This window comes from Elioraea sp. (assembly GCF_022842375.1).
Taxonomy (GTDB): domain Bacteria; phylum Pseudomonadota; class Alphaproteobacteria; order Acetobacterales; family Acetobacteraceae; genus Elioraea_A.
The window spans coordinates 20,083-45,800 of record NZ_JALHPR010000004.1; the positions used below are offsets into that span (position 1 = coordinate 20,083).

Sequence of the window (25,718 nt, forward strand, 5' to 3'; positions counted from 1 at the left end):
TCAGTTTCGCGGGGCTGACTTGGCATCGAAACGGCGCGACCATTCGGCAAGGATCCGGTCGCGGTTCGCAGCGACCGCGGCGAAGTCGACCTTCGCCAGGCGCTCGCTGAACGCCGCCGGATAGCCCTGCACCGTTGGCGTCACCGCCGGGTGGCCGAGCAGGGCGTAGTAGCGGCCGTAGACCGCCATCGCCGCCTGGCTCACGGCAAAGTCCATCAGCTTCTTCGCAGCCTCCTCATTGCGCGTGCCGCGCACGATGGCCGCCCCCTCGAGGTCGAAGCCGACGCCGTCGGTCGGCACGATGATCTCGATCGGCGCTCCCTGGTTCTTCAGCGTCACGGCGCGCATGTCGAAGGAGATGCCGATCGCGTATTCGCCGCGCGCGGCATTGTTGCAGGGCGCGCTGCCGCTATGGGTGTAGACGGCGACGTTCTCGTGCAGGCGCGTCATGAAGTTCCACGCGTTCTCCTCGCCCTGCGTGCCGAGCCAGCCGGCAACGGTGAGAAGCCCCGTGCCGGAGGAGGCCGGGTTCGGCATCGCGATCAGGCCGCGATAGACGGGGTTCAGCAGGTCGGCCCATGTGGTCGGCGTCGGCAGGTTGCGCTGGCGCGCGACCATGGTGTTGAAGCAGACGGCGGAGACGAACGCGTCCATCCCGATCCACGTCATCGGTGACTTGTCGGAACGGAACTGCGGGCGAAGCTCGGCCGCGCCGATGGGCGTGTAGGGCAGCAGCATGTTGTCCTGCTCGAGGCGCTGGAGGCTGAACACCGAGAGGCCCCAGATCACGTCGGCGCGGGGGTTCTCCTTCTCGGCGAGCAGGCGCGTGGTGATCACGCCAGTGCTGTCGCGCACCCAGACGATCTCGATGCCCGGCACGGCCGCCTCGGCTGCCTGCTTGAACACCGGAAGTTGCTCGTTCTCGAGGGCTGTGTAGACCGTCAGTCGCGTGCGCTGTGCGGCCGCATCGTCAAGCGGCAGGGTCGCGAGCAAGGGTGCCGCAAGGGCGGCGAGAAGCGGGCGGCGAAGCATCGGTGGTGTCCCCCGGAATGTCAGTGCCTGGCGTGCGGCCTTGCCGGCCAACGCCCTGACTTTCACCCGGTGACGGCGAAACCTGCGTGACGGATTGGTTTCAGTTCGATGACGTTCTCGCCGGGGCCGGGCTCAGGGCTGCTCGCCCGCCATGGCCCTGGCCGCGAGCGTCGCGACCGCCTGGGGCAGCGTGGCGATGCTGTCGATCACGAGATGCGCCCCTGCCCCGGCGAGCACGGCGGTCGCGCGCTCCCGCAACGCCGCCCGTTCTGCCGGTGCAAGCGCCGCAAGCTCCCGGGCCGAGAGCCCCGCTGCGTTGCCCGAGAGAGAGACGCCGACCGTCCAGCACCCGGCCGCGATCCCCTCGGCGATGCCAGGCACGGTGTCGTCCACCTTCACCACCGCGGCGGCGGGCCAGACGCCGAGGTCGGCGAAGCAGCGATACATCATCAACGGGCTCGGCCGGCCCGCGGCGAGGTCGCCGGCGCAGACGAGGTTGTCGGGCGCATAGCCGCGTTCGGCAGCGATGGGGGCGAGCACCGCCATGATCGCGCGCGTGTAGCCGGTGGTGCTGCCGATCGCGAGCCCCTGGGCGCGCAACGCCGCGATCGCATCGATCGCACCCGGGATGATGTCGGCATGGTCGCGGACGGAGGCCGCGTTCATCGGCTCGAACACGGCGAAGATGGCATCGGCGTCGGCCTTGCCGAAGTCCCGCCCATGCGCGGCGCGCCACGCCTCCGCCACGCGCGGCGTGGTGCCGACGGCCCAGATATGGTCCCATTTCGGCAGGCCCATCGGCCCCCGCGCTGCATCGATGTCGATCGTGACGCCGAATTCGGTGAAGGCGCGCACGAAGGCGCCCATCGGCGCGCGCGAGCCGTGATCGACCACCGTGCCGGCCCAATCGAGCACAACGGCCTTGAGATGGCCTTGGTAGGGCTCAGGTGGCATCGGGGCTACTCCGCGGCGTCAGGGATGGGAAGGCCGATGAGGGAGTTGAGCGTCTCCTCGGCGAGCGCGAAGGCGGTGCTCATGCCCGTGCCTGACGTGACCATGGCGAGCCTCACCTCCGGAAGAGGTGCGGCGATGAAGGCAGGGCCGGCGGCGGACGGATACTCGCCGATCCAGCGTTCGATCGGTGCCGTATCGTTCGGCAGGCGCAACACCGCGCGCGCCTCGTCGAGGATGCGCTGGTCGACCCCCCCGGGCATGAACGGGTCTGGGGTATCGCTGTAATGGTGGCTGTCGCCCACGACGAGGGAGCCGTCGGCCGACTGCACGACGATGAGGTGGATGCCATCGGCGAGCGCGGCACCCTGCTCCGCCTCCAGCCGCGCACGCAGGGCCGCCAGGCCTGGTGCCTCGGCGTAGCCGAGATAGCGGACGAGGCCGAGGTCGCTCATCACCGCCGCCGGCAGGCGCCAGCCAGGATCGGGCAGGCGCAGCATGTGCAGCTTGCAGCGCACAGGGCGATACGCGGCGATCGCCTCGGGAAACAGCGTCAGGAAATCGTTGCAGGGTGCGACGACGGCGCGGGCAGCGCGCAGCGTCCCCGCGCTCGTCTCGATTCGCGGCGGGGCGACTTCGCGCACATGCGTGCGCCACAGGAACCGCACGCCGTATTCCGCGGCCAGCCATGCGGCGAGTTTCGGCAGGGCGATGCGCGGCTCGACGCGGAGCTCGTGCGGCGAGTGGAGCCCGCCTGCTAGACCCTCGGCGAACACGCCGAAGCCTGCCATGTCGGCGGGCGACAGCAGGCGGCATCCCTCGCCCATCGGCCCGGCGGCGAACTGTTCCGCCACCAGAAGCGCCTCCGGCCGCCGGCAGGCGAGGACGAGACCGCGATGCAGCACGGGGATCCCCGCCTTCGGCGCCACCTCGACCCAGATGTCGCGCGCCCGCCGCGCCCGACGCCAAGTGTCGCCCGCCTGCTGCCCGGTGACGGTGACGAAGCCGAAATTGCGGATCGACGCGCCGTTCGCCTGCGCCTCGCGGTCGAGCACCGTGACGGATAGCCCCGCGCGCGCCGCAGCCAACGCATGCGCGAGACCCACGATTCCGGCACCAACGATGGCGAGGTCACACTGTCCAAGATCAGAGCTCATGTGCCAACGCTAGCGCAGGTCACTGCGCCACTGAACCAGGGTGCGTGTGACAGTCTTGTTGCAGCCTCAGATGACAGGATTCTCGAGCGTGCCGATGGCCGGCATCGTCACCCGCACGACATCGCCCGCGCGGAGATAGCGCGGCGGGTCGAAGCCGATGCCCACCCCGGCCGGCGTGCCGGTGGCGATGATGTCGCCCGGCATGAGCGTGATGCCGGCGGAAAGCGTGGTGATCAGCGTCGGCACGTCGAAGATGAGCAGCTTCGTGTTCGAGGCCTGGCGACGCTCGCCGTTCACCTCGCAGGTGATCTCGGCATCGGCGAGGTCGAGTTCGTCCGCCGTCACGGCATAGGGGCCCATCGGGCAGAAGCTGTCCTGGCTCTTGGCGATCAGCCACTGGCTGTGCCGGCCCTGCAGGTCACGCGCCGTCACGTCGTTGACCATCGTGTAGCCCCACACATGAGCGAGCGCGTTCTCCTTCGCGATGCCCCTGCCACCGCGGCCGATGATCACCGCCAACTCCGCCTCGTAGTCGACCGCCGTCGAGACCGTGGGGTCGACGCGGATCGGCTCGCCCGGTGCGATCACGCATTCGGGCACCTTGGAGAAGATGATCGGCGCCTTCGGCACGGCCCCGGCGGCGGCGGAGCTGTCGAAGCCGGACTTCGCGAATTCCTGTGCATGATCGAAATAGTTCTTGCCGACGCAGAAGATGTTCCGCGCCGGCCGCGGCACCGGTGCGAGAAGGCTCAGCACGCCGAGCGGCATCGCCTCGCCTTCCGCAGGTGCAGCGAGCCCCGCAGCCGCCCGGCGGGCGAGAGCGGCGACACCGTGCCCGGCCTCGCCCTCATCGAGGGCGAGCGGCCAGGCCTTGCCGGCCGCGACATCGACCCGCGCGACCACCACCCTGCCAGCGTGACGTGCCGTTGCGTAGCGCATGCGGATCGTTCCCTTCTCGTGTCAGTCAAAGCGGCGGGCGACGAGGAACAGGCCCGCCGCATCGGCCGCCGCGATCGTCGCCTCGCGTTCGGGCATCAGCGTCATCCCCGCCTCGATCGCGATGCCGGCAAGCCCCGCGGCCGCCGCCCCCTCGACCGTGCGCACACCGATCGTGGGAAGGTCGGCCCTCGCTTCCTGCCCGGGCTTGGCGCGCTTGACCAGCACGCCCGCCGGCCCCTCGCGCCGGAGGCTGGCGCAGCGTGCGAGCAGCGCATCCGTTCCCTCGACCGCCTCGACGCCGAGCACGATGCCCTGCTGCACGACGACGGCCTGGCCCACATCGGCCGCACCGAGGATGCGCGCGACCGTGGCACCGCGCACGATGTCTGCTTCCGCTGCGGCATCCGGGGCGTGGCGGCCGAGCACGCCCTCGGGCGCGGCGAGCCCCGTCATCACCTCCTGCGCACCGCGCACGCGGAAGCCCTCCTCCTCGAACACACGGATGACGGCTGCGAGCAGGCCGTCATCGCCGGCGAAGGCAGCGCGTCCGATGCGCGCGAGGATCTTCGCCCCCTCCGCATCAGGCATGAGTGTCAGCAGGGAGGGACGGCGCACGGTGCCGATCAGCACGAGTTCATCGACGCCCGCCTGACGCAGCGCGCCGAGGATCTGCCCAGCCGCGCCGATGCGGTGGAGCGCGTGGGGATAGCCAGCGATCGTTGCGGTGTCTGCGTGCCCTTCGAGGCCGAGCACGAAGACCGGTCGTCCACTCGCGCGCGCTGCCGCCGCGAGCCGTGCCGGCAGGGGCCCGCCCCCGGCGACGATGCCGAGCGTGCCCGTCACGGCACCCACATCGGGCCGAAGCCGCCCTTACGCCGCGCTTTCGACCGGGTCCTCGGCGCCAAGGTCGAGATCGTCCGGTGCGACCGCCCGGCAAAGCGGCCGATGCCCGGCCGCCGCCATGAATGACAGCACCTCATCGACGAGCGCATCACCGGCGAAACGCTGCCGCGCCTCGGCCATGCGGGTCTCTAGCGTGCCCTGCTCGTCGCGGAACAGCAGCCGGAAGGCAGCGCGCAGGCGGTGGATCTGCGCGCGGTCGAAGCCGCGGCGCTTCAACCCGATGACGTTCAGCCCGGCGAGCCGCGCACGGTTGCCGATGACGGAGCCGAAGGGGATCACGTCGCCCTCCACGCCGGAGGCGCCGCCGACCATCGCCTGGCGGCCGATGCGCACCCATTGGTGAATCGCCGCCGCCCCGCCGATGACGGCGTTGTCGCCGATCGAGACATGGCCGCCGAGCAGGGCGTTGTTGGCGAAGATCACGCGGTCACCGATCGCGCAGTCATGCGCGATGTGGGTGACGCACATCAGCAGGCAATCGGCGCCGACGCGCGTGACACCGGTGCCGATCGGCGTGCCGCGATGGATCGACACATGCTCGCGGATCACCGTGCGCGGGCCGATCTCGGTGCGCGTCGGCTCCCCCTTGTAGCCGAGATGCTGCGGCGGCAGGCCGATCGTGGCGAACGGGTGGATCGCCACCCCCTCGCCGATGCTCGTGTGCCCATCGACCACGACGTGGCTGACGAGGGTTGTGCCGGCGCCGAGCGTCACGTCGGGCCCGACGGTGCAGTAGGGACCGATGCGCACCCCCTCGCCCAGCGTAGCGGCGGGATCGACGATGGCAGACGGGTGGATCTCGGCCATTTCTACTTGTCCATGATCATGGCGGCGTAGGTCGCCTCGGCGACGACCACACCATCGACTTTCGCTTCCGCGGAAAACTTCCAGACATTGCCGCGGTTGCGTTCCTTGCGCACGTGGATGCGCATCTGGTCACCCGGCACCACGGGGCGGCGGAACTTCGCGCCCTCTATCATCATGAAGTAGACGACCTTGCCCATCGCATCAGGCCCGAGCGTCTCGACCACGAGGACGGCGGCGGTCTGCGCCATGCTCTCGATGATCAGCACGCCCGGCATCACCGGGTGGTGCGGGAAGTGCCCCTGGAAGAACTGTTCGTTGATCGTGACGTTCTTGACCCCGACGGCGGAGGTGTCGGTGATCACGTCCTCGACGCGGTCAATCAGCAGGAACGGGAATCGATGCGGAATCGACTCCATGATGCGGAGGATATCGAGTGTCTCGACGCGCCGGCCGGAAGGTGGCCGCGTTCCCGTTGCTGTCTCTGTCGCATCCATCGTCCCGGCCGCTCCGTCCCCTCACCGATCCCTTGGGGATCACCTTGAACCCTTGTCCTGCCCCGCCACGCCCCGGCCCGCAGGCTTGGCGAGGCGGTTGAGCGCGGCGATCGCACGCCAGGCATCCCGCACCGGCTGTGCTGGACTGCCGATCACATCGGCGCCGGCTGGCACGTCGCCCATCACGCCGGCCTGCGCACCGATGCGCGCGCCGGTGCCGACCTTGAGATGGCCCGTCAGCCCCGCCTGCCCGCCGAGCATCGCGCGGTCACCGACGATGGTGGAGCCGGAGATGCCCACCTGGGAGACGATCACGCAATGGCGACCGAGGCGAACGTTGTGCCCGATCTGCACCAGGTTGTCGATGCGACAGCCGGCACCAATCACCGTGTCCTGGCCGCTGCCGCGGTCGATCGTGGTGTTGGCGCCGATATCAGCATCGTCGCCGATCAGCACGCGGCCGAGCTGTGGCACGGAGACGAAGCCGGCAGGGCCCGGGGCGAAGCCAAACCCGGCATGGCCGATCCGCGCGCCGGGCCCGATCGCCACCCTGTCACCCAGGATGGCGTGGGACACGGAGGCGAGCGCACCGATGACGCAGCCCTCCCCGAGCACCACCCCCTCGCATACCACCGCATTCTCGCCGATGACCGAGCCTGCGCCCACCAGCGCCCGTGCGCCGATCACCGCACCGGCGCGGACCGTGACGTCGCCGCCGAGCCGCGCGGTCGGATCGATCCGTGCCGCCTGGTCGATCGTCCCTGCCGCAGGCGCGGCGGGATGGAAGAGGCCGAGCGCGCGCGCCCAGGCGAGGTAGGGCTGGGCGCAGGCAAGCACGATCATGCCGGCAGGCGCCTTCGCCGCATCCGCCTCGCGCATCAGGCATGCGCCAGCGCGGCTGGCTCCCAGTGCTGCTGCATAGCGGGCGCTCTCGAGGAAGGAGACGCTGTCGGCCGTTGCGGCATCGAGCGGTGCGGCGCGCAGGAAGCGCCGCGCAGGGTCGGTGCCCGCCGGGATGGCTGCCCCAGTCGCCGCCGCGATCTCGGCAAGCGTGAACGGGCCTGCCTGGCCGAAGAATCGCGCGTCACCGAGCATGCCGCCCTCCTGGGCTCGCCGTGCGGCCGCTCAGTTCCGCTGCGGCGGCTGGGCTGGGCGCTGCTGCGCCGGAGGCTGCGCGGCCGGGCGCTGCTGTGCCGCCGGCGCCGGGCGCTGCGGCTGAGCCGTTGCCGCCGGCGCGGCACCAGGCTCCGGCTCGACCTCCACGGCAGGCAGGGCGCGGTTCAACTGCTCGACCACCGCGGCGGTGATGTCCATCGCATCGACGGCGAGCACCACCGCACCGCGGTTCAGCACGATGTTCAGGTTGCGTGATTCAGCGACCTGCCCGATGACGTAGAGTGCGGTCCGCTCAACCTCGCCGAGCGAACGCTGCCCGGCCTGCTGAATGGTGGCATTGCGCTCGCGCAGGATGCGCTGGCCGTTCGTGATCCGCTCCTGCAGCTCGCGCTCGCGATCGCGCAGCTGGTCGGCGGTCAGCGTCGCGCGCTGGTTGGCGAGCTGCTGCTGCGCCTCGCGCCACGCGCCCTGCTCGCGCTGCGCCTCGTCGTTCAGCCGCTGGAGGCGCTCCTGCACCGTCTGGCGGACGCCGCGGGCGGCGACGGAGGCCTCGAACACCTCTGGCAGGCCGACGACGCCGATCAGTGCCGCCGGCGGCGGCTCGCCGCGAGCGATCGGGGGCAGGCGTGGTGCGCCCGGTTCCTGCGGGCCGGCGACCTGGCCCTGCGGTGCTGCCTGCGGGCGCTGCTGCGCCGGCGCTTGTGCACCGGGAGCCGGGGCACCGGGCCGCTGCTGCTGCTGCTGTACAGGTGGCCGCTGCTGCGGCTGTTGCTGCTGGCCGGGCACGAACCATTGCTGCTGGCCCTGCTGCGCGGCGCCAGGAGCGGGCGCGAGAGTAAGGCCTGCGGCAAGCAGCGTCAGCAGCGCCGCGAGAAGACGGAGGGTACGCATGATCAGAACCTTGTTCCGAAGCCGAACCGGATCAGTTCGGTCTTGTCGTAGCTTTCCTTCACGACCGCCTGCGCCAGATCGACGTTCACGACGCCGAATGGCGACCGCCATGTGATTCCAACGCCGGCCCCGACGCGTGGGTTCCCGTCATCAACCACGCCGATGCCGGAGACACCGGGATCCGTGAGGCCGCCGACATCGACGAAGGCGCGGCCGAACACGCCGAGATCCTCCGAGAGGAACGGCATCGGGAACCGCACCTCGTTTGACTGCGTCCAGATGAACCGGCCGCCGAGGGCATCGTCGGAGGCCAGGTCACGCGGCCCCACACCGCCGATCTTGAAGCCGCGGAGATTCTCGCCGCCAAGGAAGAAATTGTCGATGATCCGCTCGCGCTCACCATATTGGAACAGGTAGCCGACGCTGCCGCGCACGCTCAGCGTCCACTGCCTGCTTCCGGTCAGGAACGCGAGAGGCTGGTAGTAGGTTCCATCGAGCCGGGGGCGGAAGAAGCCCGTGTCGCCGCCGAGGCCCGACACGTCGGTGCCGAGGCGGATCAGGTAGCCATCCGTCGGGTCGATGCGGCTGTCGCGGCGGTCATAGGTCAACACCTGCGAGACCATGGAGTTCGTGGTCAGGCCCGCCTGGTCCTTGATGTAGATCGAGGCGAAGGTGTCGATGTTGGTGATGTCGCGGCGGACGAGCGAGTACGACCAGTTCTGCCGCAGGTGCTCGTTGATCGCGTAGCCGATGCGGAACACGATGCCGACGCGTTCCTCGTCGTAGCCCGAGATGTCTTGGTTGTCGCGCACGATATAGAAGATGTCGGCGCCGGCGACGAGGTTGCGGTCGAGGAAGTACGGATCGGTGAGCGAGATGTCGACCTGGCTGCGGCGCTGGCCGAGCGTGACCTCGCCGCGCGCCTCGAGGCCGGTGCCGGCAAGGTTGCGCTCGCGCAGCCCGATCGTGCCGAGGAAGCCCACATCGGTGCCGTAGCCGCCGCCGATCGTGAGTTCGCCCGTCGCCCTCTCCTCGACCTCGAGCGTGACGACGGCGCGGTCAGGCGCGCTGCCCTCGGTCGTCTGCATGTCGACCTTGCCGAAGTAGTTCAGGTCCTGCACGCGCTGGCGCGAGCGGCGCATGCGCGCGGCGTTGTAGGCATCGCCCTCGGCGATGCGGAACTCGCGGCGGACCACCTTGTCCTTGGTGCGCACGTTGCCCACGATGTCGATCCGCTCGACGAAGACGCGCGGGCCCTCTGCCACCTCGAACGTGACGTCAACCGTCCGCGCCTCGCGGTTGCGCTGGAAACGCGGGCGGATCTCGACAAAGGCGTAGCCGGCGTTCTGAACTGCCGTCTCGATCGCCGTGATGCTGGCCTCGATTTCCTCTGCCCCGTACCACTCGCCTTCCTTGAAGGTGATGGCGGCGGCGAGAGCCTCCGGGGCGAGGTTGCGCACGCGACTGTCGATGTCGACCTTGCCGATACGGTAGCGCTCGCCCTCCTCGATCGTGAAGGTGACGAAGAAGCTCTCGCGGTCAGGCGAAAGTTCCGCCACCGCGCTCCTGACCTGCACGTCGGCGTAGCCGTAGCGGAGGTAGTAGCGGCGGATCAGCTCGCGGTCGAAGTTCAGCCGCTCGGGGTCGTACTGGTCGGCGGTCGAGAGGATGCGGTACCAGGCACTCTCGCGGCTCGCGATCACGTCCTTCAGTTCGCTCGCACTGAAGCGCTCGTTACCGACGAAGTTCACGCGCCGGATCAGCGTCGACGGCCCCTCGGCGATCTCGAACACGACATCGACGCGGTTCTGCTCGAGCTCGATGATCTTGGGCTCGATGGCCGCGGCATAGCGGCCGCGGCGGGCGTAGACGTCGAGCAGGCGCTGGCGGTCCGACAGCGCGGCGGCGCGCGTGAACACCGCGCGCGGGCGGATCTGGATCTCGCCGCGCAGCACGTCGTCGCCCAGGCTGCGGTTGCCCTCGAACGCCACGCGGTTGACGATCGGGTTCTCGCGCACGTCGACGATCAGGGTGTTGCCCTCGCGCCGGAGTGACACATCGCGGAACAGCCCGGTCGCGTAGAGCGTCTTGATGGATCGATCCATCCGCTCGGCCTCGAACGGATCTCCGGCCTGGATCACCATGTAGGAGGCGACCGTCGCCGGCTCGATGCGCTGCGCACCCTCGATGCGCACGTCGCGCACGATGCCGCCGGAGGCAGGCAGCCCGCCCAGCGATGGTGTCTGCACCTGCCCGGCCGCCTGGGCGGTGCGGGTCGGCTGCTGGCGCTGGGTCTGCGCAAGCGATGACGCAGGAGCAGCGATCGCGGCAAGCGCGGCAAGGAGGAGGACGGCGATCACTGATCTCGACATACGACCTGGCGCACCCTGCACGGAGCCTGCTTGCACGGCGGCGCCAGGGCGGCGACGCGACGCGATGCCGAGAATACCGGCAGCACCGCGCGGTGTCACCCGACCAGGCCCGCGACCCAGTCGATCACGCGCAACTGCGTGAGGTCATTCCATGTCGCAAGCACGAAGAGGGCCAGCAAAAGCGCCAATCCAGCCCTGAAACCGTATTCCTGCGCCCGTGCCGGGAGCGGACGCCCCCTGATGGCCTCGGCCGCGTAGAACATCAGGTGCCCCCCGTCCAGCACGGGAATCGGAAAGAGGTTGATCAGCGCGAGGTTGATGGACAGCAGCGCCATCAGCCCGATCAGCGGTGCGAGCCCGCCCTCCGCCACCTGCCCCGAGAGCTGGGCGATCCGCAGCGGCCCACCGATCTCCTCCGTGCCGCGCCGGCCCGTGATCATCTGCCACAGCGCCACCATCGTCTGCTCGGTCAGCCGCACAGTCTCGCCGATGCCGGCCATCAGCGCCGAGGCGGGGTTGAGCTTCGTGTATTCGGGCACGCCGCCCGAGACGCCGAGCAGCCCGATATACTGGATGTTGCCGAAACGATCCGTCAGCTCGCGCCGGTCGGGTGTCGCGGTCACCGGCACGCGGCCGCCATCGCGCTCGACCTCGAGCGCGAGCGCCTGGCCGGGGCGGAGGCGGACGGTGCCCTGCACCTCCTCGAACCGCGTGACCGTCCGCCCATCGATCGCGACGATCCGGTCACCGACCGCGATGCCGGCGCGTGCGGCAGCGGAGTTCTCCTGCACGGCGGTGACGACGGCCGCGGTGTTGGGCCTGCCGGCCGTGACGTAGAGGCCGGCAAGCAGCACGGCGGCCAGCAGGAAGTTCGCCAGGGGGCCGGCAGCCACCACCCAGGCGCGGGCGCCGACACTCTTCTCCGCGAAGGTCTGCCCAGCGCGCCAGACGGGCGCCTGCTCGCCCTTCGCGCGCGCCTCCGCCTCCACCGCCACGCGGTCCTCCGGGCTCTCCTGGCCATGCAGCTTCACGAAGCCGCCCAGCGGGATCCAGCCGATCTTCCAGTAGGTGCCGTTCCGCGCCGTCCACCCGGCGATCGACCGGCCGAACCCGATGGAGAACACCTCGACATGCACGCCGACGGAACGGGCGGCGAGGTAATGGCCGAGCTCGTGGATGAAGATCAGCACCCCGAGCACCAGCAGGAAGGGCCCGAGCGTGCCGAGCACGCCGCCGAACAGGCCCGACAAAGCCTCCACCATCACCCTCCTTGCGGCGCCGGAACCGGCCTCCGGCCGTCAGCGACGCGTTCAGTCATGTCAGCGCAACCACGCCGACCTCAGGCATACGTCCTTGCATGCGCCTCTGCCGCGGCGCGGGCCTCGGCATCGGCCGCAAGCACCGCCTCGAGGTCATCGGCTCGACTCGCGCCGACCTCGGTCATCACCGCCGCGATCATCGCTGCGATGGACAGGAAGCCGATCCTCCCGTCAAGGAAAAGGCGGACGGCAACCTCGTTGGCCGCGTTCAGCACCGCCGGCGCCGTGCCGCCCGCACGCAGCGCGGCGCGGGCGAGTCCAAGGGCGGGAAACCGCTCGGCATCCGGCTTCTCGAAGCTGAGGCTGCCCGCCGCCGCGAGATCGAGCCGCGGGGTCGCTACCGTCATTCGCCCTGGCCAGGCCAGCGCATGCGCGATCGGGGTGTGCATGTCGGGCGGGGCAAGCTGTGCCACGACGGAGCCGTCGCGGTAGTACACAAGCCCGTGCACCAGCGCCTGGCGGTGCACCAGGACGTCGATCCTGTCGTCGGGCAGGTCGAACAGGTGCGCTGCCTCGATGATCTCGAGGCCCTTGTTCATCATCGTCGCCGAATCGACGCTGATCTTGGCCCCCATCCGCCACACCGGGTGGGCCACCGCCTGCGCGGCACTCGCCTGGCCCATCTGCGTCAGCGACCAGTTCCAGAACGGCCCGCCGGACGCCGTCAGCACGATGCGCTCCACGCCCTCTGGGCCGGCGCTGTCCATCGCCTGGAAGATCGCGTTGTGCTCGCTGTCGACCGGCAGAAGCATGGTACCCGCCCGACGCGCGGAGGCGATCAGCGCGGCACCGGCGCAGACCAGGCACTCCTTGTTGGCGATCGCGACCATGCCGCCCTGGGCCACGGCGGCGAGCGTCGGCGCGAGCCCTGCGGCACCGACGATGCCCGCCATCGTCCAGTCGGCCGGCATGGCGGCGGCCTCGACCACCGCTGCCGCCCCCGCCGCCGTCTCGATCCCCGTTCCTGCCAGCGCCGCACGCAGCACCGGCAGCGCTGCCGCGTCAGCCACCACCGCGAGTCTTGCGCGCACACGCCGTGCCGCCGCTGCCAGCGCCTCGGCATTGCCGTTGGCGACCAGGGCCTGGACGGAGAACCGCCCCTCGGGTGCGTCGGCGATGAGGTCGAGCGTCGCGCGGCCTATGCTGCCCGTGGCACCGAGAACGGTCACGCGCCGTTCCGCCGTGCCGCCGGCGTCGCCGAGCGCCGCCTGTGCCGATGTCGCGGCCGCCTTCATGCCGGTCATGTCCATGCGGTCATGTCCACAGGTACCGCTCCCCTCCCATCCGCATGCCTTGGGCGAGCGCGATCACGCACGCCGCGGGGACCGCCGCCAGAAGCCCGTCCACCCGGTCGAGCAGCCCGCCATGGCCGGGGATCAGACCCGAACTGTCCTTCACGTGGAAGTGCCGTTTGATCCAGCTCTCGAACAGGTCGCCCAGCGCGGCGGCGATGCCGACCAGGGCGGCGACAAGCGCGACCCGGAGCATGGAGGCTGCAGGGTCAGCCCAGGCAGCGACCGCGAGCCCGACGCCGATGGCGGCGGCGAGCCCGCCCACCGCCCCCGACCAGGTCTTGTTCGGGCTGATCGACGGGGCAAGCTTCGGTCCGCCCGCCAGCCGCCCGACCATGTAGGCGCCGATATCCGACGCCCAGACGACGAGGACGATGAACAGCACCGTCGTCAGCCCGACCTCGCCGCCGCCGCGCAGCCAGATCAGCCCCACCCCGGCGAGGCCGACATAGATCACCCCTGCCCCTAGCCAGAGTGCCGGGCTTCCGGGCAGGCGCCGCGGCTCCGCCGCCCAGGTGGCGGCGAGAGCGCCGGCCGGCAGAAGCAGAAGTGCCATCAGGTGGAGGTTCGCCACCGCCGCGAGCCCGGCTGCGAACAGCGCCAGCGGCACGGCAAGCCCAGGCAGGGTGCGCACGCGCCTGCCGCAGAGATGCACCCATTCCCACGCCAGGATCGCCGTGCCGAGGGCGAGCATCAGCGTGTACCACTCGGCCCCGAGCCAGATGGCGAGCAGCGCAAGCGGTCCGAGCACGGCAGCGGACAGCGCGCGCTTGCGCAGGTCGCGCCATCGCTTCGCCTCGTCCCCCACGGAGGGTCCCTCAGCCGAGGCGTGCGCCATAGCGCCGTTCGCGACCGGCATAGGCCTCGAGCACGCGGCCGAACCAGGCAGCGTCGAAATCGGGCCAGAGCACGTCGAGGAAGACGAGTTCCGCATAGGCACCCTGCCAGAGCAGGAAGTTCGACAGCCGCTGTTCGCCCGAGGTGCGGACGATCACGTCTGGGTCCGGCATGCCGGCGGTGGAGAGGAACGAGGCGAACACCTGATCATCGATCGCGGTGGGGTCGAGCGCGCCTGCCTTCACCGCCTCCGCCAGGCGGCGCGAGGCCGTGGCGATCTCGTCACGCCCGCCATAGGAGAGCGCCATCACGACGTCGAGCCGCTGATTGCCGATCGACTTGGCCTCCGCCTCCTCGATCTTGCCGCGCGTGGTGGCATCGAGCCTGGCGCGGTCGCCGATCATGCGGAGGCGGACCCCGCGCGCAATCATCTCATCCATGTGGCGCTCGAGCCCCTGGTGGAGCAGGCGCATCAGCCCGCCCACCTCGTCCTGCGGGCGACGCCAGTTCTCCGACGAGAAGGCATAGAGGGTGAGCCAGCGCACGCCAGCATCGATCGCTGCATCGACGGCGCGGCGCGCGGCTTCCGCCCCGGCACGGTGGCCGAACAGAGCGGGGCGGCCGCGCCCCTTGGCCCATCGGCGGTTGCCGTCCATGATGATCGCGACGTGGCGCGGCACCGGGCGCGACTGCGCCGGGCGCGATCCGTTCGCCGGCTCAACCTCGACGCTCTCGAGCGGCTTCTGCACAGGCGTCTCCCGCCGCTCCCTGTGATCGTCCACGCGCGCAGGCCGACTGTCAGGGCTGCTTGATATCGGTTTCCTTGGCCGCCAGGGCGTCATCGACCCTCTTGATGTAGCCATCGGTCAGCTTCTGCACGGCCTCGGTCCAGTCACGGTGAAGGTCCTGGCTGATCGCGCCGTCCTTCTCGTGCTTCTTCAGCGTCTCCATCCCGTCGCGGCGCACGCCGCGCACGGAGATGCGGGCGGCCTCGGCATACTTGCCGGCGAGCTTGGCGAGCTCGTTGCGACGCTCGGTCGTCAAGGGCGGCAGGGGAACGCGCACCAGCTGGCCATCGGAGGACGGGTTGAGGCCAAGCCCCGAATCGCGGATCGCCTTCTCGACCGAGGTGACGGCGGAGCGGTCCCACACCTGGACTGTGAGCATGCGCGGCTCAGGCACCCCGATCGTGCCGACCTGGGTGATCGGCATCTCGGAGCCGTAGATCTCGACCTTGATCGGCTCGAGCAGGGCAGGGCTCGCACGGCCGGTGCGCAGGCCGCCGAATTCCTTCTTCAACGTGTCGAGCGCGCCGTCCATGCGCCGGCGCAGGTCGCCGGTGATGTCGTCGAGTGTCGGAGGGGGCTTTGCCATCGTCGCGATCTCCCTGCCTTAGGTCCTGGGCCTCTGGTCCTGCGTCTCTCTCGCGGCACGGCACCGCGCGCGGGCGGGGACGCGCCAGCCAGTCTCAGTTGTCGGTCACCACCGTAAAGCGACCCCGCCCCGCCATCACCTCGGCGAACGCGCCCGGCGCGTGGATCGAGAACACCACGATCGGCAGCCCGTTCTCCCGCGCGAGGCTGATGGCGGAGGCATCCATCACGCCGAGGTCGCGCGCAAGCACGTCGTGATAGGTGAGGCGTTCGTAGCGCGTCGCGTCCGGCACCTTGCGCGGATCGGCGGAGTAGACGCCATCGACCTGCGTGCCCTTCAGCAGCGCATCGCAGCCCATCTCGACCGCACGCAGCGCCGCCGCGGTATCGGTGGTGAAAAACGGGTTGCCGGTGCCGGCGGCGAAGATCACCACCCGCCCCTTCTCCATGTGGCGGATGGCGCGGCGGCGGATATACGGCTCGCAGATCGACGCCATCGGAATGGCAGACTGCACCCGCGTCTGCACCCCGCGCTTCTCCAGCGCGTTCTGCACCGCGAGCGCGTTCAGCACCGTGGCCAGCATGCCCATGTAGTCGGCCGACGCCCGCTCCATCCCCGCCGCAGCGCCCGAGACGCCGCGGAAGATGTTGCCGCCACCGATCACCAGGCACACCTGCACGCCCATCGCGACGACGGTGCCGACATCCTCGGCGATCTTGCCGACGACCTCGGTCGAGATGCCGTAGTCGCGCGTGCCCATCAGCGCCTCGCCCGACACCTTGAGCAGCACGCGCTTGTAGGCCGTCGGTGCCGGTTTCTCGCTGCTGCCAGGGTCGCTGATGGCCGGCGTGTCGCTCATGCTCAGCGCGCCGCCGCGGCGACCTCTGCCGCGAAGTCGGATGCCTGCTTCTCGATGCCCTCGCCGAGCTGGTAGCGGACGAAGCCGGTGAGGTTGGCGCCGGCCTTCTGCACAACCGCCTTCACGCGGCTCTCGCCGTCATGCACCCACACCTGCTCGAGCAGCACGACTTCCTCGTAGAACTTGCGCACGCGGCCCTCGACCATCTTCTCGATGATCGCCTCCGGCTTGCCCGAGACGCGCGCCTGCTCGGTCAGCACCGCCTTCTCGCGGGCGAGCGAGGCAGGATCGACCGAGGTGATGTCGAGCGCCTGCGGCTGGGCCGCGGCCACATGCATGCCGACCTGGCGGCCAAGCGCGAGCACGGTCTCCGTCGCGTCACCCTCGAGGGCGGCGAGAACGCCGATGCGGCCGATGCCGGGGCGAAGTGCCGCGTGGACATAGCTCGCCACCAGCCCCTTCCCGACCGACAGCACCGCGCAGCGGCGGATCGTCATGTTCTCGCCGATCACCGCGATCAGGTGGGTGAGCTCGTCGGCCACCGTCCGGCCTGAGCCGGGGAAGGACATGGCCTTCAGCTTCTCGATGTCATCGCCGGCATCGAGGGCAAGCTTGGCACAGGTCTCGACAAAGGCCTGGAAGGTCTCGTTGCGGCCGACGAAATCGGTCTCGGCGTTCACCTCGACGATCGCACCCCGCGTGCCCGCGGCGTAGACGCCGACAAGGCCCTCGGCCGCCACGCGGCCGGCCTTCTTGGCGGCCGCCGACAGGCCCTTCTTGCGCAGCCAGTCGATCGCCGCCTCGAGGTCGCCGCCCGTCTCGTTCAGCGCCTTCTTGCAGTCCATCATCCCGGCGCCGGTCTTCTCGCGAAGCTCCTTCACCAGTGCTGCCGTGATTTCGGCCATCATTCGTCCCCGGTTCGTCTCGTGATGCGTGTCAGAGGCTGAAGCCCGCCGCCTCAGGCCTGCGGCTGGGCTGCCTGTTCCTCGGCCGGTGCGGGCGTTGCATCCGGCATCGCTTCCGGTTCCGGCAGCGCCTCGTCGGGCACTTCCTCGCCAGCGCCGAGGTCGATGCCGGAGGCGACCATCTCTGCCGAGATGCCATCGAGCACTGCACCCGAGATCAGCTCGCAATAGAGGGTGATGGCGCGGATCGCGTCATCGTTGCCCGGGATCGGGTAGGTCACGCCCTGGGGGTCGGAGTTGCTGTCGACCACGGCGACGACGGGGATGTTGAGCTTCCGCGCTTCCTCGACCGCGATCTTTTCCTTGTTCGTGTCGATGATGAACAGGATGTCGGGAAGCCCGCCCATCTCCTTGATGCCGCCCAGCGCACGCTCGAGCTTCTCGCGCTCGCGCGTCAACACCAGCGTCTCCTTCTTGGTGAGGCCGGTGACGTCCTGGGAGAGCTGGTCCTCGATCGTGCGCAGGCGCTTGATGCTGCCCTGGATGGTCTTCCAGTTCGTCAGCATGCCGCCGAGCCAGCGGTGGTTCACGTAGTACTGGCCGCAGCGCTTGGCGGCATCGGCCACATGCTCGGCCGCTGCCTTCTTGGTGCCGACGAACAGCACGCGGCCGCCACCGGCCACCGCATCGCGCACCGCCTGCATGGCGCGCGCGAGCATCGGCACGGTCTGCTGCAGGTCGATGATGTGGACCTGGTTGCGGATCCCGAAGAGGTAGGGGTCCATCTTCGGGTTCCACCGGCGGGTGTGGTGGCCGAAATGAACGCCGGCCTCGAGAAGCTGGCGCAGGGTGAACACTGGCAGGGCCATGGCCTGACCTTTCCTTGATCGTCCGGTTATGCCTCCGCGGAGCCATCGGCATGCGCCGACCGGAACCCGCCCCCCGTTATCGTTCGTTCAAGAACCGACTGCGAGACGGCGGGAAAGGCGCCCCGCGTGTGAATTGCCCCGCCGCGGTTTCCCCCGGCGTGGCTGCGCGGCGGTATGCCCCAGGGCGCCCGGAAAGGCAAGTGCGGGCATGACAACGACGGGTTGCAGACCCCCGCCTACACTTCCTCGACCGCCGCAACCCCTGGCAGGGCGCCGAGGGCCTCGATCACCGGCGGGGTAATGCTGTGCGCACCTGGAAGCGCGATCTCGACCTCGCGTCCGCCCGAGGGGGCGAGGAAGGTGATCCGCCCCCGCCCGCGCGGCAGCGCCGCCAGCATCGCCCGGATCGGATCGAGCGCGGCATCGGACGCGAGGCGCACCCGCATGCCGCTGCCTGACCGCGCCGCTGCCTGTTCGAGCGGCTCGAGATCGACCGCCGTGAGCCTGAGCGTCTCGCCATCGAGCCTGGCATCGGCCGTCACCAGCAACGGCACACCCGCCTGGAGCAGCGGGCGAACCCGGCCCAGCACCTCGGAGAACAGCGTCACCTCCGTGCTTGCGCTCGGGTCGGAGAGGCGGAGCCAGCACATGCGGCTGCCGCTTTTCGTGTCGCGCTCCTTGGTCGCGACCACCGAGCCCGCGAGCTTGAGCCGCCCCGCCCCGGCAGCGACGCGCGTGGCGATCTCGGAGATGCGCACGACGCCGATGCGGGCCAGCGCGCGGGCATAGGCATCGAGCGGATGCGCCGTCATGTGGAAGCCGATCGCCTCCGCCTCGTGCTCGAGCTTCTCGTGCACCGGCCAATCGGCGATGTCGGGCAGGCGGAGATCGGGCTCGGCTTGCGGCATCGCGCCGAACAGCGCGATCTGGTCAGACCCACGCTCCTCGGCGGCTGACTGCGCGCGGCGGATCACCGCCTCGGCCCCGGCGAACAGGCGCGCGCGGTTGGCCTCGATCGCGTCGAACGCACCGGCACGGGCGAGGTTCTCGATCTGCATCTTGTTCACCGCACGCGGATCGATCCGCTTGGCGAACGCCCCGATGCTGCGGAACGGCCCGCCCTTCCGCCGCTCGTCCACCACCTGCTGCATGGCGGTGAACCCCACCTTCTTCACCGCGGCCAGCGCGTGGCGGATGGCGAGCCGGCCATCGGGCAGCGGCTCGATGGTGAAATCGGCATCGGAACGGTTGATGTCGGGCGGCAGCAGCGTGATGCCCTGGCTCTCCGCCTCCTGCTTCAGCGCGGCCAGCTTCTCGGTGTTGGTGATGTCGAGGCTCATCGACGCGGCGAGGAACGCGACCGGGTGGTTCGCCTTCAGCCAGGCCGTCTGGTACGAGACGAGCGCGTAGGCCGCCGCGTGGCTCTTGTTGAAGCCGTAATCGGCGAAGCGCTCCATCAGGTCGAAGATCTCGGCGGCCTTCTCGGGCGCGATGCCCTTGGCCTCGGCGCCGTCGCAGAAGATCCTGCGCTGCGCTTCCATTTCGGAGCGGATCTTCTTGCCCATCGCACGCCGCAGCAGGTCGGCCGCACCGAGCGAGTAGCCGGCGAGCACCTGAGCGATCTGCATCACCTGCTCCTGGTACACCATGATGCCGTAGGTCTCGGCGAGCACGTCATGGATCGCAGGGTGCGGTGCTTCCCAGGCCTCGCCGTGCTTGCGCTGGCAATAGGCAGGGATGTTCGCCATCGGGCCCGGGCGGTAGAGGGCGACGGCCGCGATCAGGTCCTCGAACCGATCGGGGCGCATGGCGCGCAGCACATCGCGCATGCCCTGGCTTTCGAACTGGAACACCCCGCCCGCATCGCCCTTGGCGAGCATCGCGTAGGTCGGCCCATCGTCGAGCGGCAGCGCAGCGAGATCGACGGTGATGTCGAGGCCCTTCAGCAGCGCGACCGCGCGTTCGAGCACCGTCAGCGTCTTGAGGCCGAGGAAGTCGAACTTCACGAGGCCTGCCATCTCGGCATGCTTCATCGCGTACTGCGTCACCAGCATGTCGGATTTCGGATCGCGGTAGAGCGGGATGAGCTCGATCAGCGGCCTGTCGCCGATCACCACGCCGGCGGCATGCGTCGAGGCATGGCGGTAGAGGCCTTCGAGCTGCAAAGCGATCTCGAGCAGGCGCTTGATGCTCTCATCATCATCGCGCATGCGCCTGAGCTGCGGCTCGCCGTCGATCGCCTGGCTCAGCGTCACCGGCTTGGCGGGGTTGTTGGGGATCAATTCGGCGATGCGGTTCACCTGGCCATAGGGCATGGCGAGAACGCGGCCGACATCGCGCACCACGGCGCGGGCCTGGAGCTTGCCGAAGGTGATGATCTGCGCGACGCGATCCTCGCCATACTCGCGGCGGACATAGGCGATCACCTCGTCGCGCCTGTCCTGGCAGAAATCGATGTCGAAGTCGGGCATCGACACGCGCTCGGGGTTCAGGAAACGCTCGAACAGCAGGCCGAAGCGGATCGGGTCAAGATCGGTGATCGTCAGCGCCCAGGCAGCGACGGAACCAGCCCCCGAGCCGCGGCCGGGCCCGACCGCGATGCGGTTCGATTTCGCCCACTGGATGAAATCGGCCACGATCAGGAAATAGCCGGAGAAGCCCATGCGCTCGATCACGCCGAGCTCATAGTCGAGACGCTCGGTGTAGAGCGAGCGCTTCGCAGCATCAGCACCCATCGCCTCGAGCCTGGCATCGAGCCCTGCGCGCGCCATGGCGGCGACCGTCTCCGCCTCGTTCTGCCCCTCGCCCACCTTGCTGGAAACGGGCAGCAGGGGTTTGCGCGGCAGCGCCATCACCGCGCAGCGGCGTGCGACGGCTTCTGTGTTGTCGATCGCGTCGGGCAGGTCGGCGAACACCTCGCGCATCGCCGCCCCCGGCTTGAACCACTGCTCGGGGCTCGCGCGCCGGCGCTCCTGTTCGGCGAGCACACGGCCCTCGGCGATGCAGAGCAGCGCGTCATGCGCCTCGGCCATCTGCGGCGTGGCGAAGTAGCAGGGGTTCGTCGCGATGATCGGCAGGCCGAAACGTTCCGCCAGCATCAGGAAGCCTGCTTCCGTCTCGGCATCGCGCGCGGTGCCGAGGCGCGTGATCTCGACCAGGGTGCGATCGCCGAAAGCACGCGCGAAACGCTCCATCAGCGCCGTCGCTGCGTCGACCTGGCCTTCGGCAAGCATGCGGCCCAAGGGCCCCTCGCCCGCGCCGGTGAGCAGGAACAGCCCCTCCGCGTGCTCGCACAGCACCTCGACCGGCACGGACGCATCGGCCCCTGCCGGCGGATCGAGGAAGGCGCGGGAGGAAAGCCGCATCAGGTTGGCGAGCCCCACCTCGTTCGCGGCGAGCAGCCCGATGCGTTCCGGCTTCGGCGGCGGCAGGCCGGGGCGAAGCGTGCGGCCTGGCAGCAGCAGCGGCAGGGTGAGGCCGAGGATCGGCTGGATGCCCTTTTTCGCGCAGGCATCGGAGAATTCGAGGGCGCCGAACATGTTCGCCGTGTCAGTCAGCGCCACGGCAGGCATGCCCGCTTCGAGCGCCAGCGTCGGGATCTTGTCGACCTTGATCGCCCCTTCCGACAGCGAATAGGCGGAATGGACGCGGAGGTGGATGAAAGGGCTCTGCATCGGCGCAGTGTGCCGCGAGTCGGGTGCGGCTGTCAGCGGCTACGCTGCGACAATCCGTCCCTCGCGCAGCGTGACGGTGCGGTCCATCCGCGCGGCGAGCTCTGGGTTGTGGGTGGCGACGAGTGCCGCGGTGCGGTGGCCGCGCACCAGCGCGAGAAGCTCGCCGAACACGACATCCGCCGTTCCCGCATCGAGGTTGCCGGTGGGCTCATCGGCCAGCAGCACGGCAGGCTCGTTGGCGAGGGCGCGCGCGATCGCCACGCGCTGCTGCTCGCCGCCCGACAGCCGCGCGGGGCGGTGCGACAGCCGCTGGCCGAGGCCGAGCTGCGTCAGCAGCGTGCGCGCGCGCGCTTCCGCCACGCCCTTTGCCTTGCCCATGATCATCTGCGGCATCACCACGTTCTCGAGCGCCGAGAACTCGGGCAGCAGGTGATGGAACTGGTAGACGAAGCCGATCGCGCCCCCGCGGGCGGTCGTGCGCTCTGCCTCCGACATCTCGGCGGTGGAGCGGCCGGCGACGCGCACCACGCCCTCGTCGGGCTTCTCGAGAAGGCCCGCGATGTGCAGCAGCGTCGACTTGCCCGCACCCGACGGGGCGACGAGGGCGACGATCTCGCCGGCCTGCAACGTGAGGTCCGCCCCGCGCAGCACCTCGAGCGTGCCGTCCCCCGTCCGGAAACGGCGGACGACACCGGTGAGCGACAGCGGTGCGTCACTCATGCCTGAGCGCTTCTACAGGATCGAGGCGCGCAGCGCGGAAACTCGGGTAGAGCGTGGCCAGCAGCGACAGCCCAAGCCCCATCGCCGCGACCTGCGCCACCTCCCACGGGTCGACCACCGAGGGCAGGCGCGAGAGGAAGTAGATCTCGGCCTGGAACAGCTCCTGGCCCGTCAGCCCCTGCAGCCATTGCCGGATCGATTCGAGGTTGGCGGCGATGAAAAGGCCGAGCGAGACGCCGAACACAGTGCCGAGAACGCCGATCGAGGCGCCGCACATCAGGAAGATGCGCATCACCGCCCCTCGCGAGGCGCCCATGGTGCGCAGGATCGCGATGTCGCGCCCCTTGTCCTTCACCAGCATCACCAGCGAGCTCACGATGTTGAACGCGGCGACGATGATGATCAGCGTCAGGATCAGGAACATCACGTTCCGCTCGACCTGCACCGCGGCGAAGAACGCGCTGTTGGATTGCTGCCAGTCGAGCAGCCTGATCGGCCGGTCCGTCACCGCCGCGCGGATCGCGCGGTTGATCTCGCGCACGCGGTCAGGGTCGGTGACGAACACCTCGATCTGCGTGGCGGCATCGCCCGTCGCGAAATAAGCCTGGGCGGCTTCGAGCGGCATGAACACGTAGGAATTGTCGTATTCGAACATGCCCACTTCGAAGAGCGCCGCCACGCGATAGGCGCGGATGCGTGGCACCGTGCCGAACACCGTCACCTGCCCCTGCGGCGAGACGAGGGACAGACGTTCCCCCACCCTCACGCCGAGGCGGTTCGCCAGCCTCGAGCCGACGATGATCGCATCATCGCCGCCGAACTCGTCGAGCGAGCCAGCGATGATGTTGCCCGCGATGATGCTGCGTGCGCGCAACTGGTCAGGCGCGATGCCGCGGGCGAGAACGCCCGCCCCGCCGCCGCGCTCGCCGGTGCCGAGCACCTGGCCCTCGACGATCGGCGTGGCGGAACGCACGCCGGGTACCGTGCGGATTCGTTCCGCCAGCGCATCGTACCCTTCGAGCGTCTGGCCGATGCCGTAGACGCCGAGATGCCCGTTGAGGCCGAGGATGCGGCCCAACAGCTCCGCGCGGAAGCCGTTCATCACGCTCATCACGATGATCAGCGTGGCGACGCCAAGCCCGATGCCGGCAAGCGAGAACCCGGCGATGACCGAGACGAACCCCTCCGCCTTCCGCGCCCGCAGGTAGCGGAAGGCAACGAGCCGCTCGAATGGCCCGAACATCGCGATCAGCCCAGCAGGCGCTCGAGGATCGCCGCCTTGTCGAGTTCGTGCCGCTCGCCGCCGCGGCGGCGCTTGATCTCGGCGCGCCCCTCCTTTGCCCCGCGGGGGCCCACGATCACCTGCCAGGGCAGGCCGATCAGGTCCATGTCGGCGAACTTCACGCCGGCGCGCTCGTCACGGTCATCGTAGAGCACGTCGGTGCCGGCCGCGCGCAGCGCGTCGTAGATCTCGCCTGCCATCGCATCCGCTGCCGCATCACCCGGCTTCAGGTTGATGATCCCGACGCGGAAGGGCGCGACACTCTCCGGCCAGATGATGCCCGCCTCGTCATGGCTCGCCTCGATGATCGCCCCGACGAGGCGCGAGACGCCGATGCCGTAGCTGCCCATCTCGGGGTGCAGTGGCTTGCCGTCCGCGCCCTGCACAGTGACGTTCATCGCGTCTGGCCCGGAGTATTTCGTCCCGAAATAGAAGATGTGCCCGACCTCGATGCCGCGCGCCTCGATGCGCTTGCCGTCGGCCAGCGCGCCGAAGGCGACGGGGTCGTGCTTCTCGTCGGTCGCGGCGTAGAGCGACGTCCAGCTGTCCACCACCGGCTGGAGGTCGGCGGCATAGTCAACGCCCTCGGCGAGGATATCGCGCGCCACGAGGTCCGCGTGCACGAACACCTGGCTCTCGCCGGTCTCGGCGAGGATGATGAACTCGTGGCTGTGGTCACCGCCGATCGGCCCCGTGTCGGCGCGCATCGGGATCGCCTTCAGGCCGAGCCGCGCGAAAGTGCGGAGATAGGCCACGAACATCCTGTTGTAGGCAGCGATCGCGGCCGGCTTGTCGAGGTCGAAGCTGTACGCATCCTTCATCAGGAACTCACGGCCGCGCATCACGCCGAAGCGGGGGCGCACCTCGTCACGGAACTTCCATTGGATGTGATAGAGGTTCAACGGCAGGTCGCGGTAGCTGCGCACATGGCTGCGGAAGATGTCGGTGACCATCTCCTCGTTCGTGGGCCCGTACAGCAATTCCCGTTCGTGACGGTCGGTGATGCGCAGCATCTCGCGGCCGTAGTCGTCGTACCGCCCGCTTTCGCGCCAGAGCTCGGCCGGCTGGATCGTCGGCATCAGGATCTCGTGGCAGCCGGCCGCGTCCTGCTCCTCGCGCACGATGCGCGCGATGTTGGTGAGCACGCGGTGGCCGAAGGGAAGCCAGGAGTAGATGCCCGCTGCCTGCTGGCGGATCATGCCGGCGCGCAGCATCAGCCGATGCGAGACGATCTGCGCCTCGGACGGATTCTCCTTCAGCGTCGGCAGGAAGTAGCGTGAGAGACGCATGCGCGGTGAGGCCCCTTGGTTGAAGGCCGCGCACAATAGAGGGCGGGTGGGCCGCGTGGAAGGTGGCCCCGATCGAGGGTCGCGCGCTCAGCGGTTCCGCGACGCCGCGCACGCTGCCGCGAGGGATGACCGGTCCTCGGGGCCGAGCGGGCGGCCGTTCAGGAAAAGCTGGTTGCCCTCGACCGTGACGATGCCGATCGGCAGGTCGGCCACGACATCGCGCGGGAGGCCGAAGCGGCGCTGGAGGTCGACGCCGAGATAGATCGTCGGCGTCTGCGGCACGATCTGCTGCGGGGGCGAGAGATCGGCCGGGGCAACGCGGCGCCCGCCGGCGCCGACGCCAGGCTGGAACGCGACGGACTGGTCGGGCACATGCGCCGTCACGCGCCGGCAATCCTCGGGCGAAAGCCGGGCCTGTGCAGCGGCCTCATACACGCAGGACGCGAACATGGTGACGGACACAAACGCAATGGTTACGGCGCGCATCAGGTAATTTTCTGCCTGTTTTGCTGCGGTGCAGCGCACGATCATCACAACAAGACTATGGACGCGGGGTTACCGTTACGCTAACAAGAAAAAGGCCGCGCGCCTCTACGGCTGCGCGGCCCAAGTTTAGGGAGGAAACGCCAGTCACAC

23 protein-coding genes are annotated in these 25,718 nt (G+C 69.6%); all 23 read right to left on the reverse strand.

Annotated features, from left to right (window positions below; genetic code table 11):
- The 23 genes from Q0C38_RS04970 to Q0C38_RS05080 all read right to left on the reverse strand — a co-directional run bounded on the left by Q0C38_RS04970 (nucleotide 1) and on the right by Q0C38_RS05080 (nucleotide 25,517).
- A complete protein-coding gene (locus Q0C38_RS04970) occupies nucleotides 1–1,032 on the reverse strand; it encodes a putative 2-aminoethylphosphonate ABC transporter substrate-binding protein (RefSeq protein ID WP_291295963.1) in 1,032 nt (343 codons plus the stop codon).
- A 132-nt stretch (nucleotides 1,033–1,164) separates the two neighbouring features.
- Complete coding sequence (phnX, locus tag Q0C38_RS04975; protein WP_291295964.1) at nucleotides 1,165–1,986, reverse strand: phosphonoacetaldehyde hydrolase; 822 nt, start codon at nucleotides 1,984–1,986, stop codon at nucleotides 1,165–1,167.
- A 5-nt stretch (nucleotides 1,987–1,991) separates the two neighbouring features.
- A complete protein-coding gene (locus Q0C38_RS04980; protein ID WP_291295965.1) occupies nucleotides 1,992–3,140 on the reverse strand; it encodes a TIGR03364 family FAD-dependent oxidoreductase in 1,149 nt (382 codons plus the stop codon).
- Between the two features lie 66 nt (nucleotides 3,141–3,206).
- Nucleotides 3,207–4,079, reverse strand: coding sequence for a fumarylacetoacetate hydrolase family protein (locus Q0C38_RS04985; RefSeq protein WP_291295966.1), 873 nt, complete (start codon nucleotides 4,077–4,079; stop codon nucleotides 3,207–3,209).
- Between the two features lie 21 nt (nucleotides 4,080–4,100).
- Nucleotides 4,101–4,922 carry an LpxI family protein gene (locus tag Q0C38_RS04990; protein WP_291295967.1) on the reverse strand — a complete coding sequence of 274 codons (822 nt, stop codon included), beginning with the start codon at nucleotides 4,920–4,922 and terminating at the stop codon, nucleotides 4,101–4,103.
- 27 nt (nucleotides 4,923–4,949) lie between these two features.
- On the reverse strand, nucleotides 4,950–5,789 hold the full coding sequence (lpxA, locus tag Q0C38_RS04995) for an acyl-ACP--UDP-N-acetylglucosamine O-acyltransferase (RefSeq protein WP_291295968.1): 840 nt from the start codon (nucleotides 5,787–5,789) through the stop codon (nucleotides 4,950–4,952).
- A gap of 2 nt (nucleotides 5,790–5,791) precedes the next feature.
- A complete protein-coding gene (gene fabZ, locus Q0C38_RS05000) occupies nucleotides 5,792–6,283 on the reverse strand; it encodes a 3-hydroxyacyl-ACP dehydratase FabZ (protein WP_291295969.1) in 492 nt (163 codons plus the stop codon).
- Between the two features lie 39 nt (nucleotides 6,284–6,322).
- A complete protein-coding gene (gene lpxD / locus Q0C38_RS05005) occupies nucleotides 6,323–7,378 on the reverse strand; it encodes a UDP-3-O-(3-hydroxymyristoyl)glucosamine N-acyltransferase (protein ID WP_291295970.1) in 1,056 nt (351 codons plus the stop codon).
- Between the two features lie 30 nt (nucleotides 7,379–7,408).
- The gene (locus tag Q0C38_RS05010) at nucleotides 7,409–8,290 is read right to left on the reverse strand and encodes an OmpH family outer membrane protein (RefSeq protein WP_291295971.1); all 882 of its coding nucleotides are present in this window, start codon (nucleotides 8,288–8,290) and stop codon (nucleotides 7,409–7,411) included.
- A gap of 2 nt (nucleotides 8,291–8,292) precedes the next feature.
- Complete coding sequence (gene bamA / locus Q0C38_RS05015) at nucleotides 8,293–10,650, reverse strand: outer membrane protein assembly factor BamA (RefSeq protein WP_291295972.1); 2,358 nt, start codon at nucleotides 10,648–10,650, stop codon at nucleotides 8,293–8,295.
- A gap of 107 nt (nucleotides 10,651–10,757) precedes the next feature.
- Nucleotides 10,758–11,921, reverse strand: a complete 1,164-nt coding sequence (gene rseP, locus Q0C38_RS05020) for an RIP metalloprotease RseP (RefSeq protein WP_291295973.1) — start codon at nucleotides 11,919–11,921, stop codon at nucleotides 10,758–10,760.
- An 80-nt stretch (nucleotides 11,922–12,001) separates the two neighbouring features.
- A complete protein-coding gene (gene dxr, locus Q0C38_RS05025) occupies nucleotides 12,002–13,225 on the reverse strand; it encodes a 1-deoxy-D-xylulose-5-phosphate reductoisomerase (RefSeq protein ID WP_408870008.1) in 1,224 nt (407 codons plus the stop codon).
- Between the two features lie 10 nt (nucleotides 13,226–13,235).
- Complete coding sequence (locus tag Q0C38_RS05030; RefSeq protein ID WP_291295974.1) at nucleotides 13,236–14,081, reverse strand: phosphatidate cytidylyltransferase; 846 nt, start codon at nucleotides 14,079–14,081, stop codon at nucleotides 13,236–13,238.
- 10 nt (nucleotides 14,082–14,091) lie between these two features.
- Nucleotides 14,092–14,766, reverse strand: coding sequence for a polyprenyl diphosphate synthase (gene uppS, locus Q0C38_RS05035; protein ID WP_408870009.1), 675 nt, complete (start codon nucleotides 14,764–14,766; stop codon nucleotides 14,092–14,094).
- 142 nt (nucleotides 14,767–14,908) lie between these two features.
- Nucleotides 14,909–15,484: a ribosome recycling factor gene (gene frr / locus Q0C38_RS05040; protein ID WP_291295975.1), complete on the reverse strand. Its 576-nt coding sequence runs from the start codon at nucleotides 15,482–15,484 to the stop codon at nucleotides 14,909–14,911.
- Between the two features lie 94 nt (nucleotides 15,485–15,578).
- Nucleotides 15,579–16,343, reverse strand: coding sequence for a UMP kinase (gene pyrH, locus Q0C38_RS05045; protein ID WP_291295976.1), 765 nt, complete (start codon nucleotides 16,341–16,343; stop codon nucleotides 15,579–15,581).
- 2 nt (nucleotides 16,344–16,345) lie between these two features.
- Nucleotides 16,346–17,248 (reverse strand): translation elongation factor Ts, encoded by a 903-nt coding sequence (tsf, locus tag Q0C38_RS05050; protein WP_291295977.1) that lies wholly within the window; start codon nucleotides 17,246–17,248, stop codon nucleotides 16,346–16,348.
- A 53-nt stretch (nucleotides 17,249–17,301) separates the two neighbouring features.
- Nucleotides 17,302–18,117: a 30S ribosomal protein S2 gene (gene rpsB / locus Q0C38_RS05055; protein WP_291295978.1), complete on the reverse strand. Its 816-nt coding sequence runs from the start codon at nucleotides 18,115–18,117 to the stop codon at nucleotides 17,302–17,304.
- Nucleotides 18,118–18,353: 236 nt separating this feature from the next.
- On the reverse strand, nucleotides 18,354–21,791 hold the full coding sequence (gene dnaE / locus Q0C38_RS05060; protein WP_291295979.1) for a DNA polymerase III subunit alpha: 3,438 nt from the start codon (nucleotides 21,789–21,791) through the stop codon (nucleotides 18,354–18,356).
- A 39-nt stretch (nucleotides 21,792–21,830) separates the two neighbouring features.
- The gene (locus Q0C38_RS05065; RefSeq protein ID WP_291295980.1) at nucleotides 21,831–22,511 is read right to left on the reverse strand and encodes an ABC transporter ATP-binding protein; all 681 of its coding nucleotides are present in this window, start codon (nucleotides 22,509–22,511) and stop codon (nucleotides 21,831–21,833) included.
- Complete coding sequence (locus Q0C38_RS05070) at nucleotides 22,504–23,754, reverse strand: lipoprotein-releasing ABC transporter permease subunit (RefSeq protein ID WP_291295981.1); 1,251 nt, start codon at nucleotides 23,752–23,754, stop codon at nucleotides 22,504–22,506. Before Q0C38_RS05070 ends, Q0C38_RS05065 begins: the two co-directional genes overlap by 8 nt.
- Nucleotides 23,755–23,759: 5 nt before the next feature.
- The gene (gene proS, locus Q0C38_RS05075; RefSeq protein WP_291295982.1) at nucleotides 23,760–25,082 is read right to left on the reverse strand and encodes a proline--tRNA ligase; all 1,323 of its coding nucleotides are present in this window, start codon (nucleotides 25,080–25,082) and stop codon (nucleotides 23,760–23,762) included.
- 87 nt (nucleotides 25,083–25,169) lie between these two features.
- On the reverse strand, nucleotides 25,170–25,517 hold the full coding sequence (locus Q0C38_RS05080; RefSeq protein ID WP_291295983.1) for a hypothetical protein: 348 nt from the start codon (nucleotides 25,515–25,517) through the stop codon (nucleotides 25,170–25,172).
- Nucleotides 25,518–25,718: the final 201 nt, after the last annotated feature.

Coding starts and splice junctions, on each gene's coding strand:
- phnX (WP_291295964.1), bottom strand. CDS start 1,986: ATGCCACCTGAGCCCTACCAAGGCCATCTCAAGGCCGTTGTGCTCGAT.
- rpsB (WP_291295978.1), bottom strand. CDS start 18,117: ATGGCCCTGCCAGTGTTCACCCTGCGCCAGCTTCTCGAGGCCGGCGTT.
- frr (WP_291295975.1), bottom strand. CDS start 15,484: ATGGCAAAGCCCCCTCCGACACTCGACGACATCACCGGCGACCTGCGC.
- proS (WP_291295982.1), bottom strand. CDS start 25,082: ATGCGTCTCTCACGCTACTTCCTGCCGACGCTGAAGGAGAATCCGTCC.
- lpxA (WP_291295968.1), bottom strand. CDS start 5,789: ATGGCCGAGATCCACCCGTCTGCCATCGTCGATCCCGCCGCTACGCTG.
- lpxD (WP_291295970.1), bottom strand. CDS start 7,378: ATGCTCGGTGACGCGCGATTCTTCGGCCAGGCAGGCCCGTTCACGCTT.
- pyrH (WP_291295976.1), bottom strand. CDS start 16,343: ATGAGCGACACGCCGGCCATCAGCGACCCTGGCAGCAGCGAGAAACCG.
- Q0C38_RS04980 (WP_291295965.1), bottom strand. CDS start 3,140: ATGAGCTCTGATCTTGGACAGTGTGACCTCGCCATCGTTGGTGCCGGA.
- Q0C38_RS04985 (WP_291295966.1), bottom strand. CDS start 4,079: ATGCGCTACGCAACGGCACGTCACGCTGGCAGGGTGGTGGTCGCGCGG.
- dxr (WP_408870008.1), bottom strand. CDS start 13,225: ATGACCGGCATGAAGGCGGCCGCGACATCGGCACAGGCGGCGCTCGGC.
- Q0C38_RS05010 (WP_291295971.1), bottom strand. CDS start 8,290: ATGCGTACCCTCCGTCTTCTCGCGGCGCTGCTGACGCTGCTTGCCGCA.
- dnaE (WP_291295979.1), bottom strand. CDS start 21,791: ATGCAGAGCCCTTTCATCCACCTCCGCGTCCATTCCGCCTATTCGCTG.
- Q0C38_RS05070 (WP_291295981.1), bottom strand. CDS start 23,754: ATGTTCGGGCCATTCGAGCGGCTCGTTGCCTTCCGCTACCTGCGGGCG.
- tsf (WP_291295977.1), bottom strand. CDS start 17,248: ATGGCCGAAATCACGGCAGCACTGGTGAAGGAGCTTCGCGAGAAGACC.
- uppS (WP_408870009.1), bottom strand. CDS start 14,766: ATGGACGGCAACCGCCGATGGGCCAAGGGGCGCGGCCGCCCCGCTCTG.
- fabZ (WP_291295969.1), bottom strand. CDS start 6,283: ATGGATGCGACAGAGACAGCAACGGGAACGCGGCCACCTTCCGGCCGG.
- Q0C38_RS05065 (WP_291295980.1), bottom strand. CDS start 22,511: ATGAGTGACGCACCGCTGTCGCTCACCGGTGTCGTCCGCCGTTTCCGG.
- Q0C38_RS04970 (WP_291295963.1), bottom strand. CDS start 1,032: ATGCTTCGCCGCCCGCTTCTCGCCGCCCTTGCGGCACCCTTGCTCGCG.